Source organism: Candidatus Poribacteria bacterium (genome assembly GCA_021162805.1).
In the GTDB taxonomy this organism is placed as follows: Bacteria; Poribacteria; WGA-4E; order B28-G17; family B28-G17; genus JAGGXZ01.
In genome coordinates this window covers 1-24,260 of the sequence record JAGGXZ010000070.1, presented here as the reverse complement: position 1 = coordinate 24,260, position 24,260 = coordinate 1, and the positions used below count along the sequence as shown (strand labels likewise).

At 55.2% G+C, this 24,260-nt stretch carries 17 protein-coding genes and 1 pseudogene; 13 read left to right on the top strand and 5 right to left on the bottom strand.

Going from position 1 to position 24,260, the window contains the following annotated elements; genetic code table 11:
• The first annotated feature begins 75 nt into the window (after window positions 1-75).
• On the top strand, window positions 76-2,364 hold the full coding sequence (locus tag J7M22_05740) for a fused MFS/spermidine synthase (GenBank protein ID MCD6506111.1): 2,289 nt from the start codon (window positions 76-78) through the stop codon (window positions 2,362-2,364).
• Here the strand turns inward: J7M22_05740 and J7M22_05735 are convergent.
• A complete protein-coding gene (locus J7M22_05735; protein MCD6506110.1) occupies window positions 2,355-3,308 on the bottom strand; it encodes a dihydrodipicolinate synthase family protein in 954 nt (317 codons plus the stop codon). The two genes, J7M22_05740 and J7M22_05735, sit on opposite strands and share 10 nt — an antisense overlap.
• Before the next feature lie 16 nt (window positions 3,309-3,324).
• Complete coding sequence (locus J7M22_05730; GenBank protein ID MCD6506109.1) at window positions 3,325-4,380, bottom strand: uroporphyrinogen-III decarboxylase-like protein; 1,056 nt, start codon at window positions 4,378-4,380, stop codon at window positions 3,325-3,327.
• Window positions 4,381-4,710: 330 nt separating this feature from the next.
• Between J7M22_05730 and J7M22_05725 the strand changes: the two genes are divergently transcribed.
• From J7M22_05725 to J7M22_05705, 5 genes are all read left to right on the top strand, one after another.
• Entirely contained in the window at window positions 4,711-5,793 is a 1,083-nt protein-coding gene (locus J7M22_05725) for a hypothetical protein (protein MCD6506108.1), read from the top strand.
• A 271-nt stretch (window positions 5,794-6,064) separates the two neighbouring features.
• A complete protein-coding gene (locus tag J7M22_05720) occupies window positions 6,065-7,018 on the top strand; it encodes a DUF362 domain-containing protein (protein ID MCD6506107.1) in 954 nt (317 codons plus the stop codon).
• A gap of 47 nt (window positions 7,019-7,065) precedes the next feature.
• The gene (locus J7M22_05715; GenBank protein MCD6506106.1) at window positions 7,066-7,293 is read left to right on the top strand and encodes a hypothetical protein; all 228 of its coding nucleotides are present in this window, start codon (window positions 7,066-7,068) and stop codon (window positions 7,291-7,293) included.
• Entirely contained in the window at window positions 7,280-8,491 is a 1,212-nt protein-coding gene (locus J7M22_05710) for a hypothetical protein (protein ID MCD6506105.1), read from the top strand. The genes J7M22_05715 and J7M22_05710 overlap by 14 nt, the downstream gene beginning before the upstream one ends.
• A gap of 7 nt (window positions 8,492-8,498) precedes the next feature.
• Window positions 8,499-9,641 carry a DUF4159 domain-containing protein gene (locus J7M22_05705; GenBank protein MCD6506104.1) on the top strand — a complete coding sequence of 381 codons (1,143 nt, stop codon included), beginning with the start codon at window positions 8,499-8,501 and terminating at the stop codon, window positions 9,639-9,641.
• A 38-nt stretch (window positions 9,642-9,679) separates the two neighbouring features.
• Here J7M22_05705 and J7M22_05700 read toward each other — a convergent pair whose 3' ends face one another.
• The 3 genes from J7M22_05700 to J7M22_05690 form a co-directional block, all read right to left on the bottom strand.
• The gene (locus tag J7M22_05700; GenBank protein ID MCD6506103.1) at window positions 9,680-10,441 is read right to left on the bottom strand and encodes an MBL fold metallo-hydrolase; all 762 of its coding nucleotides are present in this window, start codon (window positions 10,439-10,441) and stop codon (window positions 9,680-9,682) included.
• A 404-nt stretch (window positions 10,442-10,845) separates the two neighbouring features.
• The gene (locus tag J7M22_05695; protein ID MCD6506102.1) at window positions 10,846-13,824 is read right to left on the bottom strand and encodes a DUF5107 domain-containing protein; all 2,979 of its coding nucleotides are present in this window, start codon (window positions 13,822-13,824) and stop codon (window positions 10,846-10,848) included.
• 81 nt (window positions 13,825-13,905) lie between these two features.
• Window positions 13,906-14,931 carry a C-terminal binding protein gene (locus J7M22_05690; protein MCD6506101.1) on the bottom strand — a complete coding sequence of 342 codons (1,026 nt, stop codon included), beginning with the start codon at window positions 14,929-14,931 and terminating at the stop codon, window positions 13,906-13,908.
• A 206-nt stretch (window positions 14,932-15,137) separates the two neighbouring features.
• Between J7M22_05690 and J7M22_05685 the strand changes: the two genes are divergently transcribed.
• The 7 genes and pseudogenes from J7M22_05685 (at window position 15,138) to J7M22_05655 (ending at window position 24,225) form a co-directional block, all read left to right on the top strand.
• Window positions 15,138-15,629, top strand: a complete 492-nt coding sequence (locus J7M22_05685; GenBank protein MCD6506100.1) for a hypothetical protein — start codon at window positions 15,138-15,140, stop codon at window positions 15,627-15,629.
• A gap of 16 nt (window positions 15,630-15,645) precedes the next feature.
• A complete protein-coding gene (locus J7M22_05680) occupies window positions 15,646-17,382 on the top strand; it encodes an NAD+ synthase (GenBank protein MCD6506099.1) in 1,737 nt (578 codons plus the stop codon).
• Window positions 17,382-20,636 carry a fused MFS/spermidine synthase gene (locus tag J7M22_05675; GenBank protein ID MCD6506098.1) on the top strand — a complete coding sequence of 1,085 codons (3,255 nt, stop codon included), beginning with the start codon at window positions 17,382-17,384 and terminating at the stop codon, window positions 20,634-20,636. Before J7M22_05680 ends, J7M22_05675 begins: the two co-directional genes overlap by 1 nt.
• A gap of 304 nt (window positions 20,637-20,940) precedes the next feature.
• Window positions 20,941-21,294, top strand: a complete 354-nt coding sequence (gene tsaA, locus J7M22_05670) for a tRNA (N6-threonylcarbamoyladenosine(37)-N6)-methyltransferase TrmO (GenBank protein ID MCD6506097.1) — start codon at window positions 20,941-20,943, stop codon at window positions 21,292-21,294.
• 12 nt (window positions 21,295-21,306) lie between these two features.
• Entirely contained in the window at window positions 21,307-22,092 is a 786-nt protein-coding gene (locus J7M22_05665) for a glucose 1-dehydrogenase (protein MCD6506096.1), read from the top strand.
• A complete protein-coding gene (locus J7M22_05660) occupies window positions 22,065-23,660 on the top strand; it encodes a hypothetical protein (GenBank protein ID MCD6506095.1) in 1,596 nt (531 codons plus the stop codon). Before J7M22_05665 ends, J7M22_05660 begins: the two co-directional genes overlap by 28 nt.
• A gap of 201 nt (window positions 23,661-23,861) precedes the next feature.
• Window positions 23,862-24,225: pseudogene (locus J7M22_05655) on the top strand (nucleotidyltransferase domain-containing protein).
• Window positions 24,226-24,260 lie beyond the last annotated feature (35 nt).

Below are 24,260 nucleotides of genomic sequence, written 5' to 3'. Positions count from 1 at the left end.
CCGGGTTTGCCCTGACGGGATAGCCTGTGATATAATCCCTGCTGATAGATAGCCTCAACCCTCAGGTGATGCGTGATGCCCGTCGCTCTGCTTCTAAGCGCCTTTTTGGTCGGATTTTCATCCATGATCGGTCAGATAGTGTTGATGCGGGAGCTGATGGTTGTCTTCTACGGCAACGAACTCGCTCTCGGTCTTGCCCTCGGCGCATGGCTGCTATGGGGAAGCGTGGGGAGCTGGGCGCTGGGGAAGACGGCGGATTCGGTGAAAAATAGAACTAGGCTCATCTCCCTCATTCAAATCGCCCTCCCCTTCATCCTATCGATCTCCATATTCGCCGCCAGAAGTGTCAAACTCATATTCAAGCTGACGCCCGGACAGATCATGGGATTGCCCTATATGATCGGCTCGGTCTTCCTAGTGTTGTCGCTTTACTGCCTGACGTTGGGATACCTCTTCGTGCTCGTCGCCAGATCCGTCGCCTCATCCACGGACCGCCTTTCCTCAGGTGTCGGGAAAGCCTATCTGTTTGAAGGATTGGGAGCCAGTATCGGAGGATTGTTGGCGGGGTTAATCCTGATCAGGATGCTCAATCCCTTCGAGATAGCCGCCGTGGTGGGAACGGTATGCTTCCTAACAGCCTTGATCCTCCAAGTCCCACATAGAGATCCCATACCGATTGGGCTTACAGCTCTTTTTTTGGCTTTGCTGATATGTTCCATCCCTCCTGGCATTCCGGAAAAGCTCAACGAGTTCTCCTCCGCCATACAGTGGAGGGGAATGAAGGTGGAGGAAAACAGGAACTCGGTTTACGGCAATATCGTCGTCACCTCCTACGATTCACAGTATAACTTCTTCGAGAACGGCATATGGGTTTTCACCTCCGGCGATAGGCTTTCGGCCGAGGAGAGCGTCCATTACGTGATGCTCGAGCATCCTCATCCCAAAAACGTTTTGCTCATCGGCGGAGGGCTTAACGGCAGCGGGAATGAGGTGTTAAAGCACGGGATAGGGAAATTGATTTACATCGAGCTCGATCCCACCCTTGTTCGCATCGCCCGCAGATATCTCAGAGATGAACTGAAGTTCCTGAGCGATCCGAGGGTTAAGCTGATCCATACCGACGCAAGGTTCTTCATCAAGAGGACAAAGGAGAGATTCGATGTGATCATAATCAATCTTCCCGATCCACATACCGCAATGCTGAACAGGTTCTACTCGCTGGAGTTCTTCAAGGAGGCCAACCGGATATTGAACCCCGGTGGGATCATATCCCTGAGTTTAACCTCATCGGAAAACTACCTGAGTTTCGAGCAGAGAGAGCTCCTCAGATCCATACAGAGAACGATGTTCAAGGTTTTCCCCGATGTGGTGGTTCTGCCCGGAGGGGTGAACTTCATCATCGGTCAAAAGCCCGACGGTCGGAATTTGACCCTGAACCCTAGTGTTTTGATCTCAAGGCTTAAGGAGAGGAAAATTCAAACCCTCTTCGTCAGCGAATACTACATCCCCTACCGCCTCACACCGGATAGGGTGGATTATCTCAGGAAGGTGCTTGAAAAACCCGGCAAGGTCAGGTTGAACAGGGATTATCGGCCGATAGGATATTTCTACGATATGGCGTTATGGAGCTCGCAGTTCAGACAGAGGACGGAAGGGGGAAGGTTGGCGGGATGGATCACAGGGGTGAGAACCTGGCATCTGGCCGCGTTGATCCTTATCGTTTCAGCAGTCGGCTTCCTTTTGGCGAGGAGGCTCAATCGTGAGGGCATAAGCGGTATAGCGCTTTCCATCGGGACGACAGGGTTTTCGGAGATATCCTTTCAGGTTGTGGTGATGCTGGCCTTCCAGGTTCTATACGGCTATGTCTACTATAAGCTCAGCATCATCCTGACATCCTTCATGATCGGTCTTGTCTTCGGCAGTTGGGCGGTAAGCGGATGGATGGACAGATCCCGCGATAAGATCAGGACTTACATCTGGGTTCAGGTTTCGATCTGTCTGTATCCGCTGATGTTGGCTCTCGTGATAGCCTTCCTTGCCCGATTCGGGGGCGGCAAACCCGCATTTTTGAGCGTTCAGACCGCCTTTTCCCTCCTCCCGATCATCGCCGGATTCATAGGGGGATTCCAGTTCCCCCTCGCCAACGACATCGTCCTGGCAGGTCTCCCGCGTGTAGGGAAGGTGGTCGGGCTGCTATACGGCCTGGATCTTTTCGGCTCCTGCCTCGGGGCTTTTCTGACGAGCGCTTTCCTGATACCGTTATTGGGCATATACGACACATGCTTTCTCACCGCCATTTTGGGCTTCTGCGTGTTGGTATGGATCGCCCTGGATGCGCGGCGGACCCGCCGGGATCACCCTTGATATGGACGAATGATCCCGTCCACCTTCGCCTCGAACTCGTCGACGATGGTTTTGGGATATGGCTCGCTGCCTGACCGATCATACGGTTCCATCTTCACGCCCTTTCGGATCAGATACTGTCTCCAGATGATCCCTGAAAGCCCCCCAGGGGCTTTCAAAGCGGCTATGACGGCGTTTTGTGCCTTTCGCGCCCCCTTCTCATCGCCGGCCTGGAATCTATCCCAGACCGCACCGATGACCTCAGGATAGACGTTACAGCCGCCGCCGATGACGGATATCGCGCCCATCCTGATCCCCTCGAGCCACAGAGCCTCGTTGCCGCATATGAGGGCGAAATCCCTCCCTTTCACCATCTCGCTGAATTTTTCCAGCTCACTCGCGCTATCAGTTGAGACCTTGATGCCGACGAATCCGCCCAGTGTAAGTAGCCCTTCTAGCATGTCCGGGCTTAGCTTGAACTCCTCAGGGACGTTCCTCATCTGATGAAGGAGTATGGGAAGGGAAGTGGAGCGGCGGACTTCGGCGAAATATCTCAACGAGATATCGATCGCCGATTCACCCTGGCCGGGTTTGAGTGCGAACGGCATGGTCAAAAATACGCCGTCCGCGCCGATATCCTGAACATATAATGCCAGCTCACATGATTGGCTCAGATAGGTTTCGGGATCGGGTCGTCCTCTCAGATCGCCGTCCCATTCGCCCTCACATCCGACGATGATCTTAGCCTTACCTTTGGCCGCCCCGACGGATAGCTCGGCGAGCCTTTTCACCTCCTCCATTCCCATCAGCCATTTCCCGCCGACACCGCTCCGCACGTAGAAGGATCGGACGCCTTTTTCGATGAGCCATCCTATCAGCTCAACCACGCCTCTCTCGTCCAGAGCGCCATCTCTGTCGAACGGAGTGTACATGGGCACAATCAACGGCCTGATTATATCGTCCATCCTCTCCTCCTTGATCTCAGATCCATCCGTATTCATATCCGGTTTCATACATGGTAACCGCGTTTTCAGGCGGGCTGACCGCCTGGATGTTGTGACACGGCGCCAGGATATAGCCTCCTCCTTCCCCCAGGACCTGGATGTTGTATATCACCTCCTCGCGTACCTCCTCGACGGTTCCGAAAGCAAGGGTATACTGGTTATCGACACCGCCGTGGAAGATCACCTTATCGCCGAAATCCCGTTTTAGCCCCTTGCGATCCATCCCCTTACATCGCCACTGGATCGGGTTGAGCACGTCTATTCCGGCCTCGATCATATCGGGTATGATCTCCCTTATGGCCCCATCGCTGTGGAAGAAAACATACGCCCCTGCCTGATGGGCGAGGTCTATCATACGTTTCATCCGCGGTATGAAAAACTCTCTTATATGCTCGCGGGATATCAGCAACCCCTCCTGCGAGCCGAAATCCTCGGCCACATATGAGATGTTCACCTTACCGGGTATCTGTTCATATATGCGGAGCGTGTTTTCATAACAGAAGTCGAAGAGCTTATCCAGACAATAGTGAACCAGATCCGGATTGAGGATCAGATCCATGTATGCCTGTTCCATCCCGCGGAGGTTCTTATAGGTCAGGAACGGCTCAGAGCCTCCACCCCTGATGGGATACATCTCCCTGCCTTTGATCTGATCTGGTATGACGGAGTAGTCGAACCAATCGGCGGTCGGCCACGTGTAGTTCCTTTCGATCTCCTCGATCGAGTTATACTGGGCAAGGGGATGATAGACGCATTCCGAATACACCCCCGTGCCGTAGTTGACCTTTTCGTACCGGCACCCGTACATGTCATACCCCGGCTCTATCGGGGGGCCGATATATCTGGGTCCAACGCCGATGACCCTATCTATGTGTAGTCTCTTAAACATCTCATCCACGCTGGAACAACCCAGATATTTCATCACCTTTTCAGTTGCCTCTCCGGTGGCCCAATAGTCCATCGGGATCCTATCCGGTTTCTTCCTGTTCAGGACGGCGAGCCACCTTTCCTTAGGGGTCATGCTTTCCTTCATCTCCGTCGCCCTTCCTCCCCGGTCCGTTTTGTCCGATCATCCCACTTATTGTCTCATGAGGATTTGGCTTTGTCAAGATGATATGGGCGCGCGAGCTCGCATCGTCGGATCACGCCAAACCTCCCGATAGATCAACAATTTGGAGGCCTTTATCGATATCATGCGCGCACCTCCCCATGGAGATTCGCTCATATTATCGCCGAAGTGGCGGTGATCTGCAAGGCTAGCGACGTTCATCTTTCGGGAGATCGACGCGGAGATGATCTAAACTTTATCGGGACCGCAACGTCCAAATCGATGAAACTTAGATTCTGCAAGGAGGGGAAGACCATGAGGAGATTATCGGTGACCTTAATCATATCTGCCCTCCTTCTCATCGCCTTCGGCGTATCGACAGCGTTATCCGGCGAGCCTGAATATATGAAACCAAAGGCGAAAGGGGAGGGGATCAGAAAACCCCCGCCCGAACACGTCAGAGGGAGAATTGAGGAGATCAGAAAACGGATCGAGGAGATCAAGGCTAAAGGCAGACCGCGAACCGATCTTGAAGGAAGGTTAAGGGAACTGCAGGATCAACTGGCCGAGACGGAACGTAGACTGGACGAGCTAAAAAGGGAAAATCCAGATTCGCCTGAGATCGAGAGGCTCGAACGAAGGGCAGACGAGCTCCGGGATGAAATAAGAAAGCTCGAGGAGATGGCGAAGCATGCTCCGTCCCCTCCTGAGATGCCGCCCATAGAGGAAGCTGTCAGGGTGAAAGGCGAGCTGAGGATTTTCAAACTAGAGCACATCCCCGCAAGATACGCCGTCGATATCGTCGGGGAATTCAAATCACGTATGGGGAAAGTAGTCCCGGTGGAGCCGATCAACCTGCTGATCGTAAGAGACCTTCCCGAATACCTCGCCGATATCGAAGAGATAATCCACCGTATCGATGTGCCGGAGCTTAAGCGGCCTGTCAGAGGACAACCCCCTGAAAGACGATTGAGGATGAGGGAAAGGATAAAAAGAGGAAGAGCTGAAGGGCGTGAGATCGAGAGAGGGCGGGAAAGACAGGTCGAAAGACCGGAAAGGGAGAAAGTTGAAAGGGAAACACCGGGAAAACACAAAAGGCAGATCTTCAGGGGTGAGTTCAACGTCAAACCGGGAGAGAGACACACCGAGAGGCTTTTTGTGAACACAGATCGACCGGTATCCGTCACCTTCCAACCTGTTCTCAAGGACGATGAGGTGGAGCTCAGGATAAAGTGGGGCGATAGGGAGCTCACCGGCAGATCGAAGCTGAATAGACCCGCCGAGATCATAGCCCATCCCGATCCCAGACGAGCTGACTGGGGAATAAAATATGAGATCATACAGGCTGAAGGCGACCGATTGAAGGTGAAATATCAGGCATGGAGGATTTCACCTTGATCTCCGTAAATCGTAAGGTGTAGAGCGTAATGTGCCTCATACGTCCACATTACGCTCTACCCTCTATAGGCTCATCAGCAGTAGGCCCGGTTTATCGATATCAACCTCGCTTACAGCAAGGCATTTAGGAGCGGCTGCAAGGCCTTGCATTCCTAACATCTGTTTAAAACGCGGGAGGATAGTCTGACCTCTCGGCATTTTGAGGCATCTATATTCTTGCAGATTATCTTAGCATCACCTCATAGATCCCTCGATGATGGAGGAGGAAGAGATGGATAGGTTTGACCGTCGGAAGTTTTTGAAAAAGACCGTTTCTATGACAGCGGGTCTGGTTTTAGGTGGCGCCTTCAACTATGAGGTGATCGCCGAGCCCAAGAGCCTCGTAGTGCAGGTGAGATCAAAAAGATGGTGCAGATCCAATGGGAAGGTTAACGCTGAGATCATCAAAAGGATGATAGATAAGGGAATGATGAGGCTCACAAACAAAAAAACACCTGAAGCCGCATGGCGATCTCTCTTCTCTCCCAAGGAAGTGGTAGGAATCAAGTTCAACAGGATCTCCAGAGATTTCACAGGAGCCAATCAGGCCCTTGTGGATGCTATCGTCTCAGGTCTAACCTCGGTCGGAATCCCTAGAAGGAACATCATCGTGGTTGAGGCAATTGGAGTCAGGTTCGACGGGGGGAAGCCTAAAGATGGTTGGGCAAAAAGAGTGGATTTCGGATCGGGCAAAACCCGTCTTTCCAATTTCATCGTCAATCAGATTGACGCCCTCATCAACGTTCCCAACATTAAGCAGCATCCGCTGGCCGGTTTCACTGGAGCGCTGAAGAATATCTCACACGCCGGAGGCACGATCATGGAGGGGCCGAATCGGTTTCACACCAACAGTTGTGATCCCTACATAGCGGATATCTATGCCGTTAAGGAGATCAGGGAGAAGATCCGCTTCCATATCTCTAACGGCCTAAAGGGCATCTTCGATCGAGGCGCCGAGCCTCCTCCGCCCCAATTTCAATGGTTTCTGAATTCCATCTTCCTCAGCTTCGATCCGGTGGCGCTGGACACAATTGGAGCGGAACTTGTGGATCGAGCTCGGTCTCAGCACCGAGGTGAAGAGCTCAGGAGAGATCCCAGGGCGTTGAAATATCTGAAAACAGCAGCAGGACGAGGCCTAGGCGTCAACGATCCGAGACGGATCGCCCTCGTGAAATTAACCGTATAGCGAATGTTAATCCCATCCCTCCGGAACAGAAACAGGAGGGAATAACGATGCGGTATTCGGCCTGCGTTTTGATCTTATGTCTTCTATCTCTGTCTCCCATCTCAAGAGGGTTCGCCGCGGATGAGGGGAACTTAAACGTCTTAATAGGCAACGAGGTTCGGGATATAGCATCGGATGCGGATGATGTATGGATAGCGACCGATAAGGGGGTAACGCGTTACCATCGGACGCAACTACGCATGGTTCGGAACCTCATTCGGATTGACGCTGTATGATTTAGTTCGCGATCTGCCCGCGGAACAGTTTACGTCTGAAAACGGCCTTCCTGGGGATAACGTACAGGCGATATCCGTGGACTCACCCTTCGTTTGGATCGGCACCGACTCGGGACTCGCACGTTACGATTGGGATAAGGATGTGTGGACCCTGTTCCACAGCGCTCCGAGACGTGGAAGGGAGACCAGATCCGCTGAGCTTTTAAGCCCTAACGTGAAATCGCTGGCGGAGGTCGGAGATTACCTGTTCGTTGGCACGCGTCTGGGACTTTCGCTATATGATAAGCGAAACGGCACCTGGGAGAGGATCCAACTGCCGGGGATTTTCTCAATTCGATCCATCGCCCCGGATGGACAGTTCCTGTGGATTGGCACACATCGAGGGCTGGCATTATATGACACCGCCTCGAGGGAACTCGTGCGGATCAATCTCAGCTCTGTCCCTGACATCATCCGAAAGGTTGTGCTCTCCACCCGCCAGCCGGAGCGCTACGCCCCCGTTCGAGATATAGAGGTCACCCGCGGAGGGGTCTGGTTTCTCTGTCCGGATCAGTTGATCCATATGTATCGTGAGGCGAGGGAGGATATCTGGGTGAGCGTCCACGGGTCACTGCGCGTGGAGATGGTCAACGGAGTAGCGCGCACTAAAAAGGCGCCGGAGGACCTGGGGATAAGAAGGGCAACGTGTATGGTGATCCTGAAAGACCAGATCTGGATCGGCAGGGATAGGGGCCTGACCGTTTACGATCCGAAAAGGCATCGGAAGGTCGATATCGCCATCCCCAAACCGCTTGAGGGGATAAAGGTTACCGATATCGCCGAGGACGAGGACGGGAGCGTCCTTTGGATTGGCACGCGGAACGGCCTCTTCCGATATCAGTCCGGGACTTTCCTCTGGAAACGATTCACGGTTGAGGACGGCCTCGTAAGCCCGCACGTAAGCGCCATCGCCGTGGATGGGAGATTCGTCTGGGTGGGCACCTCCGACAAAGGGGTCTCCCGATACGATAAGGAAAACGGAAAGTGGCGAAGCTTTCAAATCGAAGATGGTCTAGCGGATCATAATATCCGCGATATCGTCGTAGATAAACGATACGTCTGGTTCGGCACCTTCTCTGCCGGCGTGTGTCGATACGATAAGAGAACGGGGTTATGGACGAGATATCTCACGGCCAGTTATAGAACGGCGGCGAGGTGAGAATGATATGCCCTTGCGCTATCCCCGGAAGATCACATTTGCTTCATTCCTGATCTCCATAATCTTGAACCTGCTTCTTGTTCTTCTGATCGCCCTTGTTTTCCGTCAATACGGCCTGCGGTCGGAGAGGACGATACAGGTGGATATCATCCATCTCCCGCGAAAGATGCCGGCTAAACATCAAGCCGTTCAACGTGAGCCCAATCTGAGCGTTTTGCCATTCAATGAGACATCTGAGCTCATTAAACCTCAAAATATGACTCGGCCGAGGTATATTCAACTTAACACAGGCGCCAGTTTCATCTCCACCTCTCTAACCGATCTAGCTCTACCTCCCCTGACCGAGGATATACCTGAGGATCTATCGGCCCGGTTAAGCCCCCTCGATCTGAGGAATCGGTCTAGACGCACGCCCACGAGGGTCCAAATAGGCCGATCCCGTCCCGGATATCGAAGATCGAAAGACGGGCGGAGGATCGGTTGGCCGGAAGGACCGAGATGGTCGAAAAGGCCGCAGGTGAACGTCAAAGGAACCGGAAGAGACATCGCCGGTTACTACGATATCGTCACCGTGCGGTATGAGGACACCGCCGATATCATCCGGGCGGGAATGCTGAGCAATCTCGTCAGGGCGATGAACCGATGGACGAACGTCCGAACCCGATTGCTACCCAGGAGTATCCCTCTGGATGATCCCGCCATCCGACATATCCCGATCCTCTTTATCGCCGCCAGAGGAGCGTTCGCGTTTTCAGAGAAGGAACGGGCAAATCTGAGGGGATATCTGCGGGACGGAGGAACGGTGTTCTTCTCCGATATCTCACTGAACTGGGGGGATCGAGGGGCGGTCGCAAACTCGATCCGCTTCGAACTCTGGAGGATCCTCGGCGATATCTCCCCCCTGCGTCCAGTTGGACGAGATGATCCCATATGCTTCAGCTTTTTCCCGTTTAAAAAAGGCCCCCCGCTGGTGGATGAAAAGCGGGGCCGATTTTACGCCCTCCGGATGAACGGGCGGATCGCCGTCGTCTACGATGCAGCAGGGATAGGGTTGAGGTGGATGGAAAAGGGAAAGAATGAGAGATGGCTTCGTTGGGGCGTTAATCTGATCGTTTATACGCTGACATCCAAATCCACGGGGAATATGTAAGCGAGGCATTCAAATCAGCGAATGCCTCACCTTACCTGTCATCCCCTCTCTCCGGCGAGCATCAGAGTTTCTCCCTCTCTAGCGAGGAACGTATCGGGAAAAACCTCCCTTGCTTCGGTCAAGAGACGATCAGCTTGCTCCTGAGAATAGTGGATCAGAAATAGACGCTCAACCCCTGCCATCTTGGCGATCATGGCGGCATCGCGCGCCGAAGTGTGGGCCGCATCGTGAATGAGAAGCTGCATCCCCTTAGCGAATTCCGCTATGGGGGGATGAAAGGAGGTATCCCCGGTGAAAACAAATCCGGAACCGCCGGCCCGTTCCACCACCTTATAGGCCAGTGCCTGTTCTGGGACTCCCTCGCCCGAGACGTGTCTCGCCGCGCGGGTTTCAAAGTGAAGGCCATCGAGTTCAAAATCCTCTCCCGGGTTCAACGGCATAAGCGTGTACTCCTCCTTTAGCTCAGGGAATCGTGAGATCTGGAGGAAATCCAAAGCCGCCTTGAGCACCCGAGCGAGGTGTTCCTGAGGTCCGATGACATGTAAGGGAGCCAAATCCGTCCTCCTACGCCCTCGAAGCGCCCTGTAGAAGAGGAACTGCGGCAGGCCGATATAATGATCCTGGTGGAGGTGTGTCAGGATAACCGACCGGATCTCGAGCGGATCTATGCCGTATTCGCGCATTTTCAGAACAGCACCCCAGCCCGTATCCACGAGATGTCTGCCGTTTATCACGAAACAGGCCGTATCCATACCCCTATCCGGAATGCAGCTTGAAACCCCGATGAAAGTTATCTTCATAATCTCCTCCTTCCGTTCTACGGTTTCCCGTCTCTTTTCCTCGGATGACTAAAATCACTCCATCATTTGCCCACCCTCGCCCTGTTTGAACCGCAGGGAGAAGCGAATTACATCGTCGCCAGAGGATAACGGGCGAGGATGATGATAGCATATGAGATAACGCCGCTCAAGGGAGAGGCTGATCGAGGAGCTCAGAAGACGATATGACGGCTATCCCGACCTGGATCTGGTGGACGATATGAGTTTGCGTTGGGCCTGCTCGATCCGCTCACGCGTGAGCCGGCGATCCAACTGGCCATAGCCGGAAGAGGCGAAGACGGTTGGTATCCCCTCAGCCATATCGAGGTGATCAAACGGTGATCTGACAAACAACATCGCAGCTTGCCAGGGCTGAGGAATAAAATTCAGAAAAGTTGAGCGGCTTCATCGGCCCTGCCCAGCCTCTGCAGACAGAGGCTTTTGTAATACCGCGCCTCCGGTTCATATCCATCGCGAGGTGAAGCGGGGTCATCCTGAGGCCGTTGTCGGATCGCGGCGCCCTCCCTCCAATATCGCAGCGCCTTTTCATGATCTCCTAGCTCCTCGGCAACCACGCCGGCCCAATATAACGCCTTTGAATCCTGAGCGAAGTACGACTTGCCCACACCTACGTTCCTGGGATATTCTAAGGCCGCCTCGAAATCCCTAAGAGCGCCCTGAAGATCGCCCTCATGATATCGCTTGAGCCCGCGCCCGATATACGCGGCATAGTAGGTGGGACGCGTGCTTCGCTCGCCCTCATACGGATCGAACTGCATCGAACGGAGCACCTCGATCGCCCGATCCCACTCCTCCAACTCCACCAGGGCGGAGGCCAGCCGAGCCTGGATACGACAGTGCTGCGGCGCCCTCTCCAGCAGGGATACTCTCTCCTGAGCGGACCTCCCCAGCTCGACGAGCACGTCATATAAATCGGCATACAGACGATGATCGTTCGGAGCCAGTTCGATCGCCCTGCGATATGCCTCCTCGGCGGCCACCAGATCCCGTTTGTCCCTCCATAGGGTCTTGCCCACGTTACGGTAAACCACGGCGTTTGGCTCCATAGTGAGCGATCTCCGCCACGACTTAAGGGCCTCCTCCTTGCGTCCAAGGGCATAGAGGAGCGTGCCCCGATAGGCATGCGCTCTGGCATCGGTCGGATTAACCTCTAACGCCCGATCCAGGATGGTCAACTCCTCCAGACGATGGGGGAAGACATAGTCCGGGCTCATCTGTGAGGCGAGCTCATAGAGATACCTCGCCCTCTCCATCTCGCCCAGTTTATCGTAACAGTAACCCAGATAGTAGTATATCATCGGATGAGCCTCCCCCTCCTGAGCGGCGCCCGGCCAGAGCCGGAGGATCTGGATGGCCTCCTCCCATTGGGCGACGCCCATATAATCACAGGCCAGCTCCAGCAGAACCTGCGCATCCTCGCCGATGCGCAAGATCAAGGTATCCCGTTGAGCCGGAGAGGAACTCAGGAACCAGAGCTCGGCCTGTGCCAGCACGTCGGTCGGCTCCACCTCTTGGAGCACCTTCTCCAGCACCTCCTGAGCTTCCCCTATCCGTCCCATCTTGCGCAGGACCATAGCCAGCATATCATATCCCTTGACGTGAAGTGCATTATGGTTCAGCGAGACGCGGAACAGCTCTTCAGCCTCCTCCGGATTCCCCTCGGCCAAGGCCATCTCGCCGAGAAAGTAAAATCCCTGGCCGTTATAGGCGGGGTCCAGTTGTAGTGCCCAGAAATGATCCCGCGCCGCTTTAAGGTCGCCGAGCTCGCGACAGGCTATGGCGAGGTGATAATGAGCTCTGCCGTGGTCAGGATCTCTTTCCAGCGCCGTTTTCAGTTCACGATATGCCTCCCTGTAAAGCCCCTTATGGTTGTAAAGCGCCCCCAGGCTCGCATGAGCCTCGGCGTTACCCGGATCGAGGGCTAAAACCTTTCTGTAAAGCTCCTCAGCCCTCTTATATCTCCGGAGCTTCTCAGCCTCGCGGCCGGCGATGATCAGCTCCTCGACGCTGCTGTGTCCATCCACCCTGGGCTCAAAAGGCCTGGGCAGCTCCACCTTAGCCCATAGGTTCGGCGGAGGTTTGTGATATCGGATCAATTCCCGCCCCCTCTCATCGCTCAGTATAAGTTTGACATCGGCCTCACGCCAGGACGCATGTGGCAGATCGATCTCCCTGGCATAAGGAGCATGAGGTGAGATATCGAACCGTTCCTCGTAGGTCTTCTCCCCGTTGACCATCAGACATAGATGAGCGCCGTTGATGGCCCTCGTGGTGTTCGCCGCTATCAGGGTTTTCCCTTCGCCGATAGGAGCTAAGTTGAGAGCCGCCTTCTCATTGGCCTGCACGAATCCTCTCATCCCCCGTATGCTCCACCAGTACTCGCGCCACCTGACCGTCTGATGAGGCTGTAGGAAGCGGAAGGTGCGCTGATCCACCACGTTCCCCGCCTGAGGCTCAACATAAGGGGTGTCGGAGTCGGTCAGGATGTAATCCCAGATGCGTCCGGCGTCATCCGTTCCCCAGGTGAATATCTTCTTGCCGGGGACCTGGCGATGGTTGGCGTAGTGGACCATGCCGACATCTGCATCCTCATAATAGATCCCCATAAAATCGGCCTCCGTCCCGATAGCGAAGAGATCGTGCGCGATCGGGATGGATTTCCAGCGGCTGATATCCAACCCTCCTTGGATGGGGAAGCGGTATAGCCGTCGCCCGGAGCTGATGATGTATTCGGTGGGATATGGGTAAAAGAGATCCTCCCTCGCCTCCACGCTCGAGTTGCTCCATTGATAGAAATCAAGGCGATATCGGTAACGGTTATACAATTTGAGGTCCACCTGTAGGTAGGAGCGATCGGGATGGAGGGTGAGCGTGACGTTCCACCGTGATCGGGATCGGCGTTCCATATGTCCCACCGTGACCGAGACGCTTCCATCGGAGTTTTCCCTGATCAGGTAATCCACAGGAGACATCGTCATCACGTGATGGCCGCGGATGAAGTTGAACTCGATGCCTCCGCAGATCCAGGCCCCTCGCAGCCCTATGAGGGCGGGTTTGATCACATCCACCTTGTGGAATATCTCCCGCCCGGCCGTCTTGTCGTATGCAGAATAGACCCTTCCCCCCAGTTGTGGGAGCACTGTCACCTCCAGGTATGGATTCTCCATCACCACGGCGCGGTAGCTTACCTCCTCGTCCCGCGGCCTGAGGATCTCATCCTGTCTGGGATAGGGATAGACCCAAGGAGCTAAAGGGGTGAAGAGCGGCGGATTGGGGTCCTCACGTATATGATAGGTGGGGATCCGGATATCCTCTTCCCGAATCCGGGCGTATAATTCACCCATTAGACCTCCTCCTCTCCGGTTTCCGCCCTGGATCGCCGGTAAGCTTGTCCCCCGTTCAACTTTAGCTCAGGCGATCCAGGGCTAAAGGCTCCTGAAAGACGAGTGTGGATTAAGCCATGCCTTGGGAGTTTCCCCCCTCAGCACCCTTGTCACCTCCTCAGCGGCCATCCTTCTGACATCTCTCAGCGATTTCTCGGAAAGATAAGCGCTATGAGGCGTTATGATAAGCCTACCCGACTCCAGCAGATCTTTGAACCTCTCGGCAACGGACGAGCCGTTCTCAGTGAGGGGTTCATCCTCCAACACGTCGAGCGCCGCCCCGGCTATTCGTCCCTCCCTCAACGCCTGACATAGCGCCGCGTTATCCACAACCGGCCCTCTGGCCGTATTAACGATATAGGCGTTGGGCTTCATCAGCTTTATCTCTCTTTCGCCGATCAGATGATAGGTGCTTCGGTAAACGCCTGTGGGCTTCCTTATAAGCGGCACATGGAGCGATATAGCGTCTGATATGTCCAACAGCTCATCCAGATCCACCTTCCGAGCGCCGTATTCGTCGAAGACCGAATCGGGGATATAGGGGTCACAGGCGACGATTTGGCCGAAGATGGGTTTGGCCTTTAGGCAGAAAGCCCTCCCGATCCTGCCGAGCCCAATTATCCCAAGGGTCTGATCCTTCGTCCTGTAAATCGGCCTCTCCCTGTGCGAGCTCCATATGCCGGCCCTGACATCATCGTTGTATCTGACGATTTTCCTCTCCAATGCCAACAGGAGGGCGAGCGTGTGCGAGGAGACCTCGTCAACGCAGTAATCGGGGACATATGCGGCATAGACGCCGTGTCGCGTCATGGCCTCCAGATCGAAGTTATCATATCCCGTCCCGTATCTCACCATCACCTTGCATCTCTCCAGCTTCGAGAGGATCCGGTCGTCGATCCTAGTATATTGAACGAGGACGGCGTCCGCGTCCCTGGCCGTCTCGATGAGGTCCCTCTCATCCCATGAATCGACCCGAACGACCTCAGCGCCGATCGGCTCGAGCACCTCTCTTTCAATGTCCAAGACCTCGTAGTCACAAGGGAAAACCACAACCTTGAATTTTCTCATCTCTTAATCCTCCCTTCGGACGGACATCGCTGCTCGGCGATGGGGCTATTATACCTCTTCCAGGAGAGCACATCAATCCTCAAATCATCGCCACAATATGGGTGCATAAGCTTGATCCCCCAACATCCCGACATCCCGTCATTGACTTGCCGTTCCCGATATGGTATCAATATTCCGCCGGAAAGATGTGAAAGGAGGCTGGGAAGATGGTCGAGGTCAAGCAGGGATCGATAACCGATGTCGAGTGCGACGTCGCCGTGGTGAACCTGTTCAGGGGCGTCAAACATCCCGGCGGGGCGACGGGCGCCATGGATAGGGCGTTGGGAGGGGCGATAACCCGATCCATAATCAGCTTCGACGGCGATCTCGGAGACTGTCTTCTCCTTGAAGGGGGAGGAAACGTCAAGGCGAAGAAGGTCATGGTCGTCGGGTTGGGAAACGCATCCGCTTTTGGCTACGACGAGGTCGAAAGGGCCTCCTATGCCGCTGCCAAAAGGGCTTTAGAGGAGGGGGCAAAGGTCGTGGCGACCATCATCCACGGTGCCGGCATCGGGGGGCTCGATCCCGTCAAGGCTGCCCGGAAGGTGGTCGATGGATCGAAAAGGGCCTTTAAGGAGTTGGGCAAAGAGGACGCCAAGCTTCTGATAGTTGAGTTCAACCCCGACAAGGCCAAAAGGATAGAGGAGGGCATAAGCTGAAACAGAGGTGAACGGCATGGCCCGATTTCGAATCGCCATGGCACAGATAAACACGACGGTCGGAGACCTCGAGGGCAACGTTAGGAAAATCAAGGAATATGTCCGGAAATCCAGGGAGCTGGGGGTGGATATAGTCACCTTTCCCGAGCTGGCCATAACCGGTTATCCCCCTGAGGATCTGCTTCTCAAACCCGATTTCATCTCGGCCAACCTGAAGGCGCTTCAGGATGTGGCCTCCGCATGTCGGGAGATAACGTCCGTGGTGGGGTTCGTCGATCGAAATGAGGACATATACAACGCCGCCGCTCTGATACATGACGGCCGGGTGGCAGGGATATACCACAAGATCTTCCTGCCGAACTACTCCGTCTTCGACGAGGACAGATACTTTCAGGCCGGAGACGAGCTTCTGATCTTCTCGCTGAACGGGAGGAGGGTGGCGATCAGCATCTGTGAGGACATCTGGTATCCTCAAGGGCCGACGAGGGATCAGACCCTGGTGGGGAATGCCGAACTCATCCTGAGCATCTCCGCCTCGCCCTATCACGCCGGCAAAGGACATGCCAGGGAGAGGATGATCGCCACCCGCGCCAACGACAACCTCGTCTTCGTGGCTTTCAACAACCTCGTGGGCGGACAGGATGAGCTGATCTTCGACGGAAACAGCGTCGTGTTCAACCAGTCCGGCGATCTGGTCGCACGGGGAAAACAGTTCGAGGAGGAGCTGATCGTGGCCGATTTGAACCTATCGGACGTGTTCAAGGCCAGACTACACGATCCCAGGAGGAGAAAATACATTCCCGTCCTGAGGAAGTCCGAATATCAGATGAACTTCATCGAGCTGGATGATCTGCCATTCAAGGAGAAACCGGAGATCTCAACGCCCGTACATGAGCCATATGAACGGATAGAGGAGATCTACAAGGCTTTAGTGCTGGGGACGCGGGATTACCTCTACAAGAACAACTTCAAGCAGGCGATCGTGGGCATGAGCGGCGGCATAGACTCGTCGCTGACGACCGTCATAGCCGTCGATGCGCTGGGGAGGGAGAACGTGCTGGGCGTTTCCATGCCCTCCAGGTACTCCTCCTCCCAGACCCAATCCGACGCCAGAAAGCTCGCGGAGAACCTGGGGATTAGGTTCAAGGTCATACCGATCGAGAGGATGTTTCAGGCGTATCTCGAGACGCTCGCCCCCGTCTTTGAGGGGTACGAGCCGGATATCACCGAGGAGAACATTCAGGCGCGCATACGGGGGAACATACTTATGGCGTTGTCGAACAAGTTCGGCGCCATCGTCCTTTCAACCGGCAACAAGAGCGAGGTGAGCGTGGGTTACTGCACGCTTTACGGCGATATGGCGGGCGGATTTTCGGTCCTGAAGGACGTCCCGAAGATGCTGGTTTATAAGCTTGCCGAATACCGAAACAGGGTTGAGGGCCGTGAGCTGATACCCCGATCCGTCTTCATCCGTCCCCCCACCGCCGAGCTTCGGCCGAATCAGAAGGACAGCGACAGCATACCGGAATACGAGATCCTCGACCCCATACTGCAGGCCTATGTGGAGGAGGATAAAAGCGTGGAGGAGATCGTGGAGATGGGATTCGACAGGGAGACTGTCCTGAGGGTCGCTAGGATGGTGGACAGGAACGAATACAAGCGTCGTCAGGCCGCCCCCGGCATCAAGATAACCCCGCGCGCTTTCGGCAAGGATCGCAGAATGCCCATAACGAACAGGTATCAGCCGCTGTGATGGGTAGAAGGATCAAACCGCTCGCTCTGGTTATCTTCTTTGTATCCGGCGCGGCCGGGCTCATCTATGAGGTGGTCTGGAGCCGGATGCTCACGCTGGTCTTCGGAAGCACGGTCTATGCAACCTCCACCGTGTTGACCGCCTTCATGGGCGGACTGGCTCTGGGCAGCTTTCTCCTGGGAAGGAGGGCCGACCGCTTAAGTCGTCCGCTTCTCCTGTATGCCGCCCTTGAAGTGGGTATAGGCGCTTTTGCCCTCCTTTTCCCCGGAATCCTCAGACTGCTCACCTCCCTCTACGTCGCGATACATAGATCCGTGGGCTTTTCATTTTACGTCATATCCCTCATCCGCTTCATCCTCGCCTTCCTCGTCCTGCTTATCCCCACCACGCTCATGGGCGCCACCCTTCCTGCCATAAGCAGAGGAGTTGTCAAAAGGATGGAGGATCTGGGCTGGGATGTGGGCGGACTTTATTCTTTAAACACCTTCGGAGCGGTGATCGGGACGCTCGGGGCGGGATTCGCCCTGATGAAATTGTTAGGCATCCCGTGGACGATCGCCCTGGCGGCGCTGCTTAACTTCGCCGTCGCCGGACTTGCCGTGTATCTGCAGCGAAAAACGACAGATGAGCCGGGAGAGCGCGAAGGGATTCCTCCTCATTCCTCACCACTAACCACTAACCCCTATAGAGCCCTCGCCCTCTGGATCACCGCCATCTCCGGCTTCTGCGCGTTGGCGTATGAGGTCTTCTGGACCAGGATACTGGTCTTCTTCCTAGGCAGCACGACATATGCCTTTACGACCATGCTCTCGGCCTTTCTCCTCGGGATAGCGGTCGGCAGCTTCATCTTCGCAAAGCTCTCCGATCGATGGACGAGACATCTCCTGGCCTTAGGCGTCGTTCAGATGCTCATAGGCCTGTTCGCCATGCTGTTATTGCCGCTTTTCGGCGAGATCTACTCGATCGGAGCGCTTTTCAGGAGGCCGAACTGGTTCAACTTCATCACGGGCCGCTTTTTCCCTGCCTTCGTCATGATGTTTCCGCCCACCTTTCTGATGGGGGCGACCTTTCCGCTTGTCGTGAAGCTCTTCGTCGCCGGCATATCTCGGGTCAGCAGGGACGTGGGCTCGGTCTATGCTGCTAATACCTTAGGATCGATATTCGGCTCGTTCGTGGCCGGATTTATCATCATCCCCTTAATCGGCATCCAGCGGGGCGTGCTGATCGTATCGCTTTTGAACATCGGGCTCGGGTGGTGGCTGCTTCAGCGGAGCGGCTTGGCTAAGGGCATGTTGCTTTTCACGTTGATACTGCTTCTGGGATCGGAGGGGGCGATGTTCGCCGTCAGCCATAACCCCATAGTCCTGAAAAGCGCTATCTTTCGATACCAGAGACCCAAGGGCAGGTTGCTCTTCTACGATGAAGGGGTCGACGCCAGCGTGACCGTGCTGGAGGATGAGGACAGCACAAGGTTGCTCTACGTCGATACCAATCAGGCGGCCGAGGACTCGCGCTGGGATTCGCCGTCGCATAGGGTCATAGCCCACCTCCCCCTCCTCCTTCATCCCGATCCCAAACGGGCGCTGGTGGTCGGTTTCGGCATGGGCGTGACGTCATATTCGATAACCCAGCACAACGTCAAGGTTGACGCCGTGGAGATCTCCCCGGGCGTGGTGAAGGCGGCGAGGCGGTTCTTCGCCCATGTCAACGGGAACGTCCTGGAAAACCCTCTGCTTCATCTATTCGTGGAGGACGGACGTAACTTCATACTGACGACAGATCGAAAATACGATATGATCTCCACCGGCATAATCCATCCCCTCGTCAGCTCCGGAAGCTCGAACATCTACAGCAGGGATTTCTACGAGCTATGTAAGCGAATCCTCACCCCGAACGGGGTGATGTGTCAATGGGTTCCGCTCCACCGCCTTCCGGAGAAGTATTTCAAGATGATCATCCGCACCTTCATCGACGTCTTCCCGCATACCACCTTATGGTATAAATACACGCCTGATTTCGTGATCCTCATCGGCACCCCGAAACCCCTGAGGATAAATTACAGGGATTTCGTCCGGAGGGCAAATCAGCCTGGCGTGAGGGAGGGCCTGGCGCATGACGATCTCGACGCCATCTCACTCCTGGATTCCTTCATGATGGACGAGGAGACGATCAGACGGTTTGTGGATGGCGGCAGGGTACACACCGATTCCCATCCATACCTCGAATTCTTCGGCCCTGGCCTTTCGGACACCACCGCCCGCAACATCGAGGCGATGAAGCCGTTTAGACAGAGCGTGATGCCATATCTGACGAACTACGGCGATACCCCTCAGGAGCGGAAAAGGATCGAGGAGGAGCTGAAGAGATACTTTGATGCCACCCAGGTCCTGATAGATGCTCAGATCGAGTATGCCAGGCACAACTACGAAAGGGCGGCTGAGCTGGCCTACAAAGCCTGGCAGATGAACCCCAAGGACGGGACGATACGGTATAACATGGAGGTGGCCCGCAGGGTGGCTATAGCCGGGATAGATGCCCAGTTGGAGAAGATAGCGGAGGGGCTGAGGCGAAAGGTGAGGGGCGATCCGGAGGATCTGGATTCCTGGCGTAAGCTCGCTTCGATCTATCAGGAGATGAATAAGGTGGATGACGCCATAAGCGCCTGCAGGCATGTTAAAAGGCTCGATCCGAAGGATCTACAGGCGCGGCTGAGCCTCGGTATGCTCCTTGAGAAGAGGGGGGATATCGACGGGGCCATAAAGGAGTATGAGGACGCTCTTAAACTCGCCCCCGATATGCCCCTTATTCACGGCAGCCTCGCTACCCTCTATCAGAAGAAGGGGGATCTCGATAGAGCGATAGAGGAGATAAGAAAAGTTCTGAGGAAGGAGCCTAATCTCGCTTTAGCCCACAGCATGCTCGGCTCACTTTATATGGACAAGGGCGAGGATGAGAAGGCGATATCGGAACTTAAGAGGGCGCTGAAGCTCGATCCGAAGCTGCTCGCGCCCCGAGTTAATCTGGCCTCCATCTACTCCGCCCATGGGAGGCTAAATGAGGCCGAAAAGGTGCTCAGAGAGGCGATCAGGGTGAATCCGAACGTATACGAGGTCAGGTTGAACCTCGCAAAGGTGCTGCTTGGGAAGGGCAAACTGCAGGAGGCGTTGGATCAGGCCGAGATGGCGCTCTCGCTGAAGAAGACAAAGGAGGCGGAGGATCTGATCGAGCTCATCAATTCCCGCCGATCGCGGTAAAACCCCAGCCGGGATATCAGACCGGAAGATGAAACCGTGGAGCGCAAACGCCCGGCCGCCTGGACATGCAGGTGGAATTGAGGTAAAATCGTTATGCTCATGTTATCGTTGAGTGTAGCAACGTCCACAGTCGACTGTCCGCCGCTTGCAGGTCATTTGTAGTCATCTGATAATGACGGCGAAGCCAAATGACCTAATGATCACAAAAGACCCTTGAGCTATGAACGGCGGGCGATTAATCTCTGGTAAACGCTACGCTCAAAGGGAATTTGAGGAATCGTTCAGCTCGTGGAGGGGTGATACGATGTTCGATGTTTATCCCATCGGGTACGTCAGAAAGCTCGACGAATCGAGGTCAGAGATCGAGCTGCTGCCGCGGTTCTCAGAGGCGTTGAAGGGCGTCGATCGGATGGAGCATCTGCTGATACTGTTCTGGATGCACAGATTTACGCCATCACATCGGAGGATGATGCAGGTTCACCCGCGCGGCGACACCACCAGGGAGAAGCTCGGCGTTTTCGTCCTGAGAAGCCCCATGAGACCTAACCCTATAGGGGTCACAAGGGTGAAGCTGATAGAGGTGAGGGGAAATAGGCTCCTCGTTGAGGGGCTCGACGCCTTAGACGGCTCCCCCGTCATAGATATCAAATCGGGTTGAGGAGGAGCGAGGATGAGATTTCCGACCTTCAGATTGGATGGAAAGGTCGCGCTGGTGACGGGCGGCGGCAGCGGAATCGGAAAGGCGCTCGCGCTCGGATTCGCCAACGCGGGCGCGGATGTGGCCGTCGCCGGAAGAAGATCGGAGCGGCTCGAGGAAACCGTCCGCCAGATCAATGAGCTCGGAAGGGAAGGACTGGCCGTTCGAACCGACGTCACCAAATCCGAGGACGTCCGGCGGATGGTCGAGGCCGTCCTGGAGAGGTTCAAAAGGATTGATATCCTGCTGAACGCGGCCGGGGTGAACAGGCGTTTTCCCGCCGAGGAGGTTCCGGAGGAGGTGTGGGATACGATCCTGGATACCAATTTGAAGGGCACCTTCCTCTGCTGTCAGGCGGTCGGGAAAGTCATGATCAGACAGGGTGGAGGCAAGATCATAAACATCGGCTCGCTCACCAGCCAAATCGGGATAGGAACGATAGCTCCCTATTCGGCCTCCAAGGGAGGCGTGTTACAGCTCTCCAGAGCCCTGGCGGGAGAATGGGCGAGATACGGGATCAACGTCAACTGCATCGGACCGGGATATTTCAAGACGGAGATGACACAGGATCTATTTAAAAACAAGAGCTGGGTCGAAAAGGCTCTCAGCAGAATACCCATGAAACGGTTCGGAAAGGTCGAAGATCTGATAGGGGCGGCCGTCTTTCTGGCCTCAGACGCCTCGGATTACATCACCGGAGGGATCATATTCGTCGACGGTGGGTTCCTGGGATGCTGGTCGGGGGGATTGATAGACTGAAAATCGTCAGGCTGCCTCTACGGGAGGAGATGCTCGAAAACCCCTCCCTCACCGCCGAGGAAGCTATCAGGCGGGCAGGGGAAGGGATCGATCTGATTCTGGAGATCGATGCGCTGCCGTTGAGCCGGATCTCCGCCGAACTGATCCGGTTCGAGGGACCCGCCGAGGGAAACATCGAAAGGGTCAGAGGAGCTCTCGAAAGGGGAGCCTTCAGGTTCTATATCAGGAGCGATAACTGGAGATACCCCGACGCCACGGACAGGATAAGGCGATGCGCCGAAGGGGATAAACGGATCGCGGATAGGCTCTCCGGCCGCGAGGTGTTGGCTATCTACAGGGAGGGGAGGGAGGAGCTATCGCCGCTTAAGCTCGACTGGCTCCGGGGGTTTATCGAATCCATATCTCCGAAGATCGTCCTCAACTCCGTTTATCTCCTCCCCCCTAAACTCCTCAACGGTTCGATCATATCCTCCCTTCTCCTTCCATGGGACGATCGGCTGCCGGGGGCTTTCAAGAAGGCTTGCGGGGAGGAGCTCTTCGAGAAGATGCCATACCTGTTCATCACGACCCACGAGACCCTGAGCGATCTGGGGTTTTTCTGGAAGGTTGCCGGGAGGATGTTCTCGGAATCGGTTCAGCATCTCGGCTGTAAGGTCGCGATCCCCCTGGTCAAGAGGATGCTCTACAGCGCGGCGATCGTCGATCTATCGAATTTATCGACCGCCGTCTTAGACGAAGGAGATGGGTCTTCCTTCAAGAGGAGAGCTCTACTCGTCAAGCTCGCCCTCTCCTCGAAACGGGCCATCGGCATCTATACTAAAGGCCGGATCGACAGGCGGGATATCGCCCTTGGGCTCGGAGAGATCATGGGATCAACCCGAGCGGCCGGCGAGATAGGTGTGATCTATCCAACCCTATCGATCCTGGGAACCCCTGATGATGGGGAGAGGGAACGGACGGTCGAGGGGCTTGCCGATCTGACGTTAAACCTGATGGAGATGGGGTATGACTTCGATCTGATACCCGAGCCGATATCGGAGTTCAGGGCTGGATCGGAATACCAAGTGATCATCATTCCGTCATGCCAGACGCTCGCCTCCGACACGGTGAGATCGCTGAAGGGGTTCACGAAGCGGGGGAAGGTGGCGGCTATCCATCCGCCGCCCTACCTGGTTGACGGCATGGGGGGACAGAGCGCATTCGATCTCGAGGAGATGTTATGGAGAAGGGTGAAGATCATAAGGGAGCCTCTGGATCTGGAGCGGTTCCTCTCGAGAAGCGTCAACCGCGGCGTGAACCTCTATGAGAGAAGCATGAACTATCCGGCGAGGTCCATCCTGATCCAGCGTAGATCGTTCGGCGACTCGGATCTTCTCATCCTGATGAGCCTGAGCGACTCCCACATGGACGTGCTCATGGAGATCGAAAGCGAGATGAAGGTTGAGGGGATAAACCCGGACGGGTCGGCCTCGAAGATCGATTTCTGGCATGCTGACGGCCGGACGTATGCGGAGATCGGATTGGATGGCGGTGAGATGAGGATCATGAAGGCGATCCCCATCCGGTGATTGAGATTCACGTGGATTTGTGGTATATTATCCTCGCTTATGTAGCTGTTACAAACCGCAGTTCTATATCATCCAGAGCTTGGCAACACGCTTGCAACCAGCAGAGGAGCAGATGAAGGTGAGTTTGGAAGTGGAGGACATCATGAAGAAAGCCCAACGGATAGTCTCCGGCCGGTAGGGTCAAGCTGAGAGGTGTAGAACATGAGCGCTCAGATGCCTCAACAACGGTTAGAGGTTGAGCTACAGCGATGGCTGAATCTGCTGATCACACACTACCGCCCCCAGCGTATCCTCCTTTTCGGTCCCCTGGCACAGGGACGAGCTGGTGAGTCCTCGGATATCGACCTCATCGTCATCAAACAGACCGACAAACGCTTTCTGGACCGTATCGCTGAGGTGTTGCGCTTGATCAAAACCGCGGGAAGCCCTGGATGTATTCGTGTATACGCCGGAGGAATTTGAACAACTTTGTAGTGAAAGGCTCTTTTTCAAGGAGGAGATCCTGAAGAAGGCGAAGGTGCTCTATGATGCTCAGCGAAGCACAGAGATGGATCAGATTCGCTGAAGAGGATCTGAAAGTAGCTGAATTGGTCTTCCGGG

Coding starts and splice junctions, on each gene's coding strand:
- J7M22_05730 (MCD6506109.1), bottom strand. CDS start 4,380: ATGAAGGAAAGCATGACCCCTAAGGAAAGGTGGCTCGCCGTCCTGAAC.
- J7M22_05685 (MCD6506100.1), top strand. CDS start 15,138: ATGGTCGAGGTCAAGCAGGGATCGATAACCGATGTCGAGTGCGACGTC.
- J7M22_05660 (MCD6506095.1), top strand. CDS start 22,065: ATGCTGGTCGGGGGGATTGATAGACTGAAAATCGTCAGGCTGCCTCTA.
- J7M22_05705 (MCD6506104.1), top strand. CDS start 8,499: ATGCCCTTGCGCTATCCCCGGAAGATCACATTTGCTTCATTCCTGATC.
- J7M22_05675 (MCD6506098.1), top strand. CDS start 17,382: ATGGGTAGAAGGATCAAACCGCTCGCTCTGGTTATCTTCTTTGTATCC.
- tsaA (MCD6506097.1), top strand. CDS start 20,941: ATGTTCGATGTTTATCCCATCGGGTACGTCAGAAAGCTCGACGAATCG.
- J7M22_05725 (MCD6506108.1), top strand. CDS start 4,711: ATGAGGAGATTATCGGTGACCTTAATCATATCTGCCCTCCTTCTCATC.
- J7M22_05680 (MCD6506099.1), top strand. CDS start 15,646: ATGGCCCGATTTCGAATCGCCATGGCACAGATAAACACGACGGTCGGA.
- J7M22_05690 (MCD6506101.1), bottom strand. CDS start 14,931: ATGAGAAAATTCAAGGTTGTGGTTTTCCCTTGTGACTACGAGGTCTTG.
- J7M22_05700 (MCD6506103.1), bottom strand. CDS start 10,441: ATGAAGATAACTTTCATCGGGGTTTCAAGCTGCATTCCGGATAGGGGT.
- J7M22_05665 (MCD6506096.1), top strand. CDS start 21,307: ATGAGATTTCCGACCTTCAGATTGGATGGAAAGGTCGCGCTGGTGACG.
- J7M22_05740 (MCD6506111.1), top strand. CDS start 76: ATGCCCGTCGCTCTGCTTCTAAGCGCCTTTTTGGTCGGATTTTCATCC.
- J7M22_05720 (MCD6506107.1), top strand. CDS start 6,065: ATGGATAGGTTTGACCGTCGGAAGTTTTTGAAAAAGACCGTTTCTATG.
- J7M22_05695 (MCD6506102.1), bottom strand. CDS start 13,824: ATGGGTGAATTATACGCCCGGATTCGGGAAGAGGATATCCGGATCCCC.
- J7M22_05735 (MCD6506110.1), bottom strand. CDS start 3,308: ATGGACGATATAATCAGGCCGTTGATTGTGCCCATGTACACTCCGTTC.
- J7M22_05715 (MCD6506106.1), top strand. CDS start 7,066: ATGCGGTATTCGGCCTGCGTTTTGATCTTATGTCTTCTATCTCTGTCT.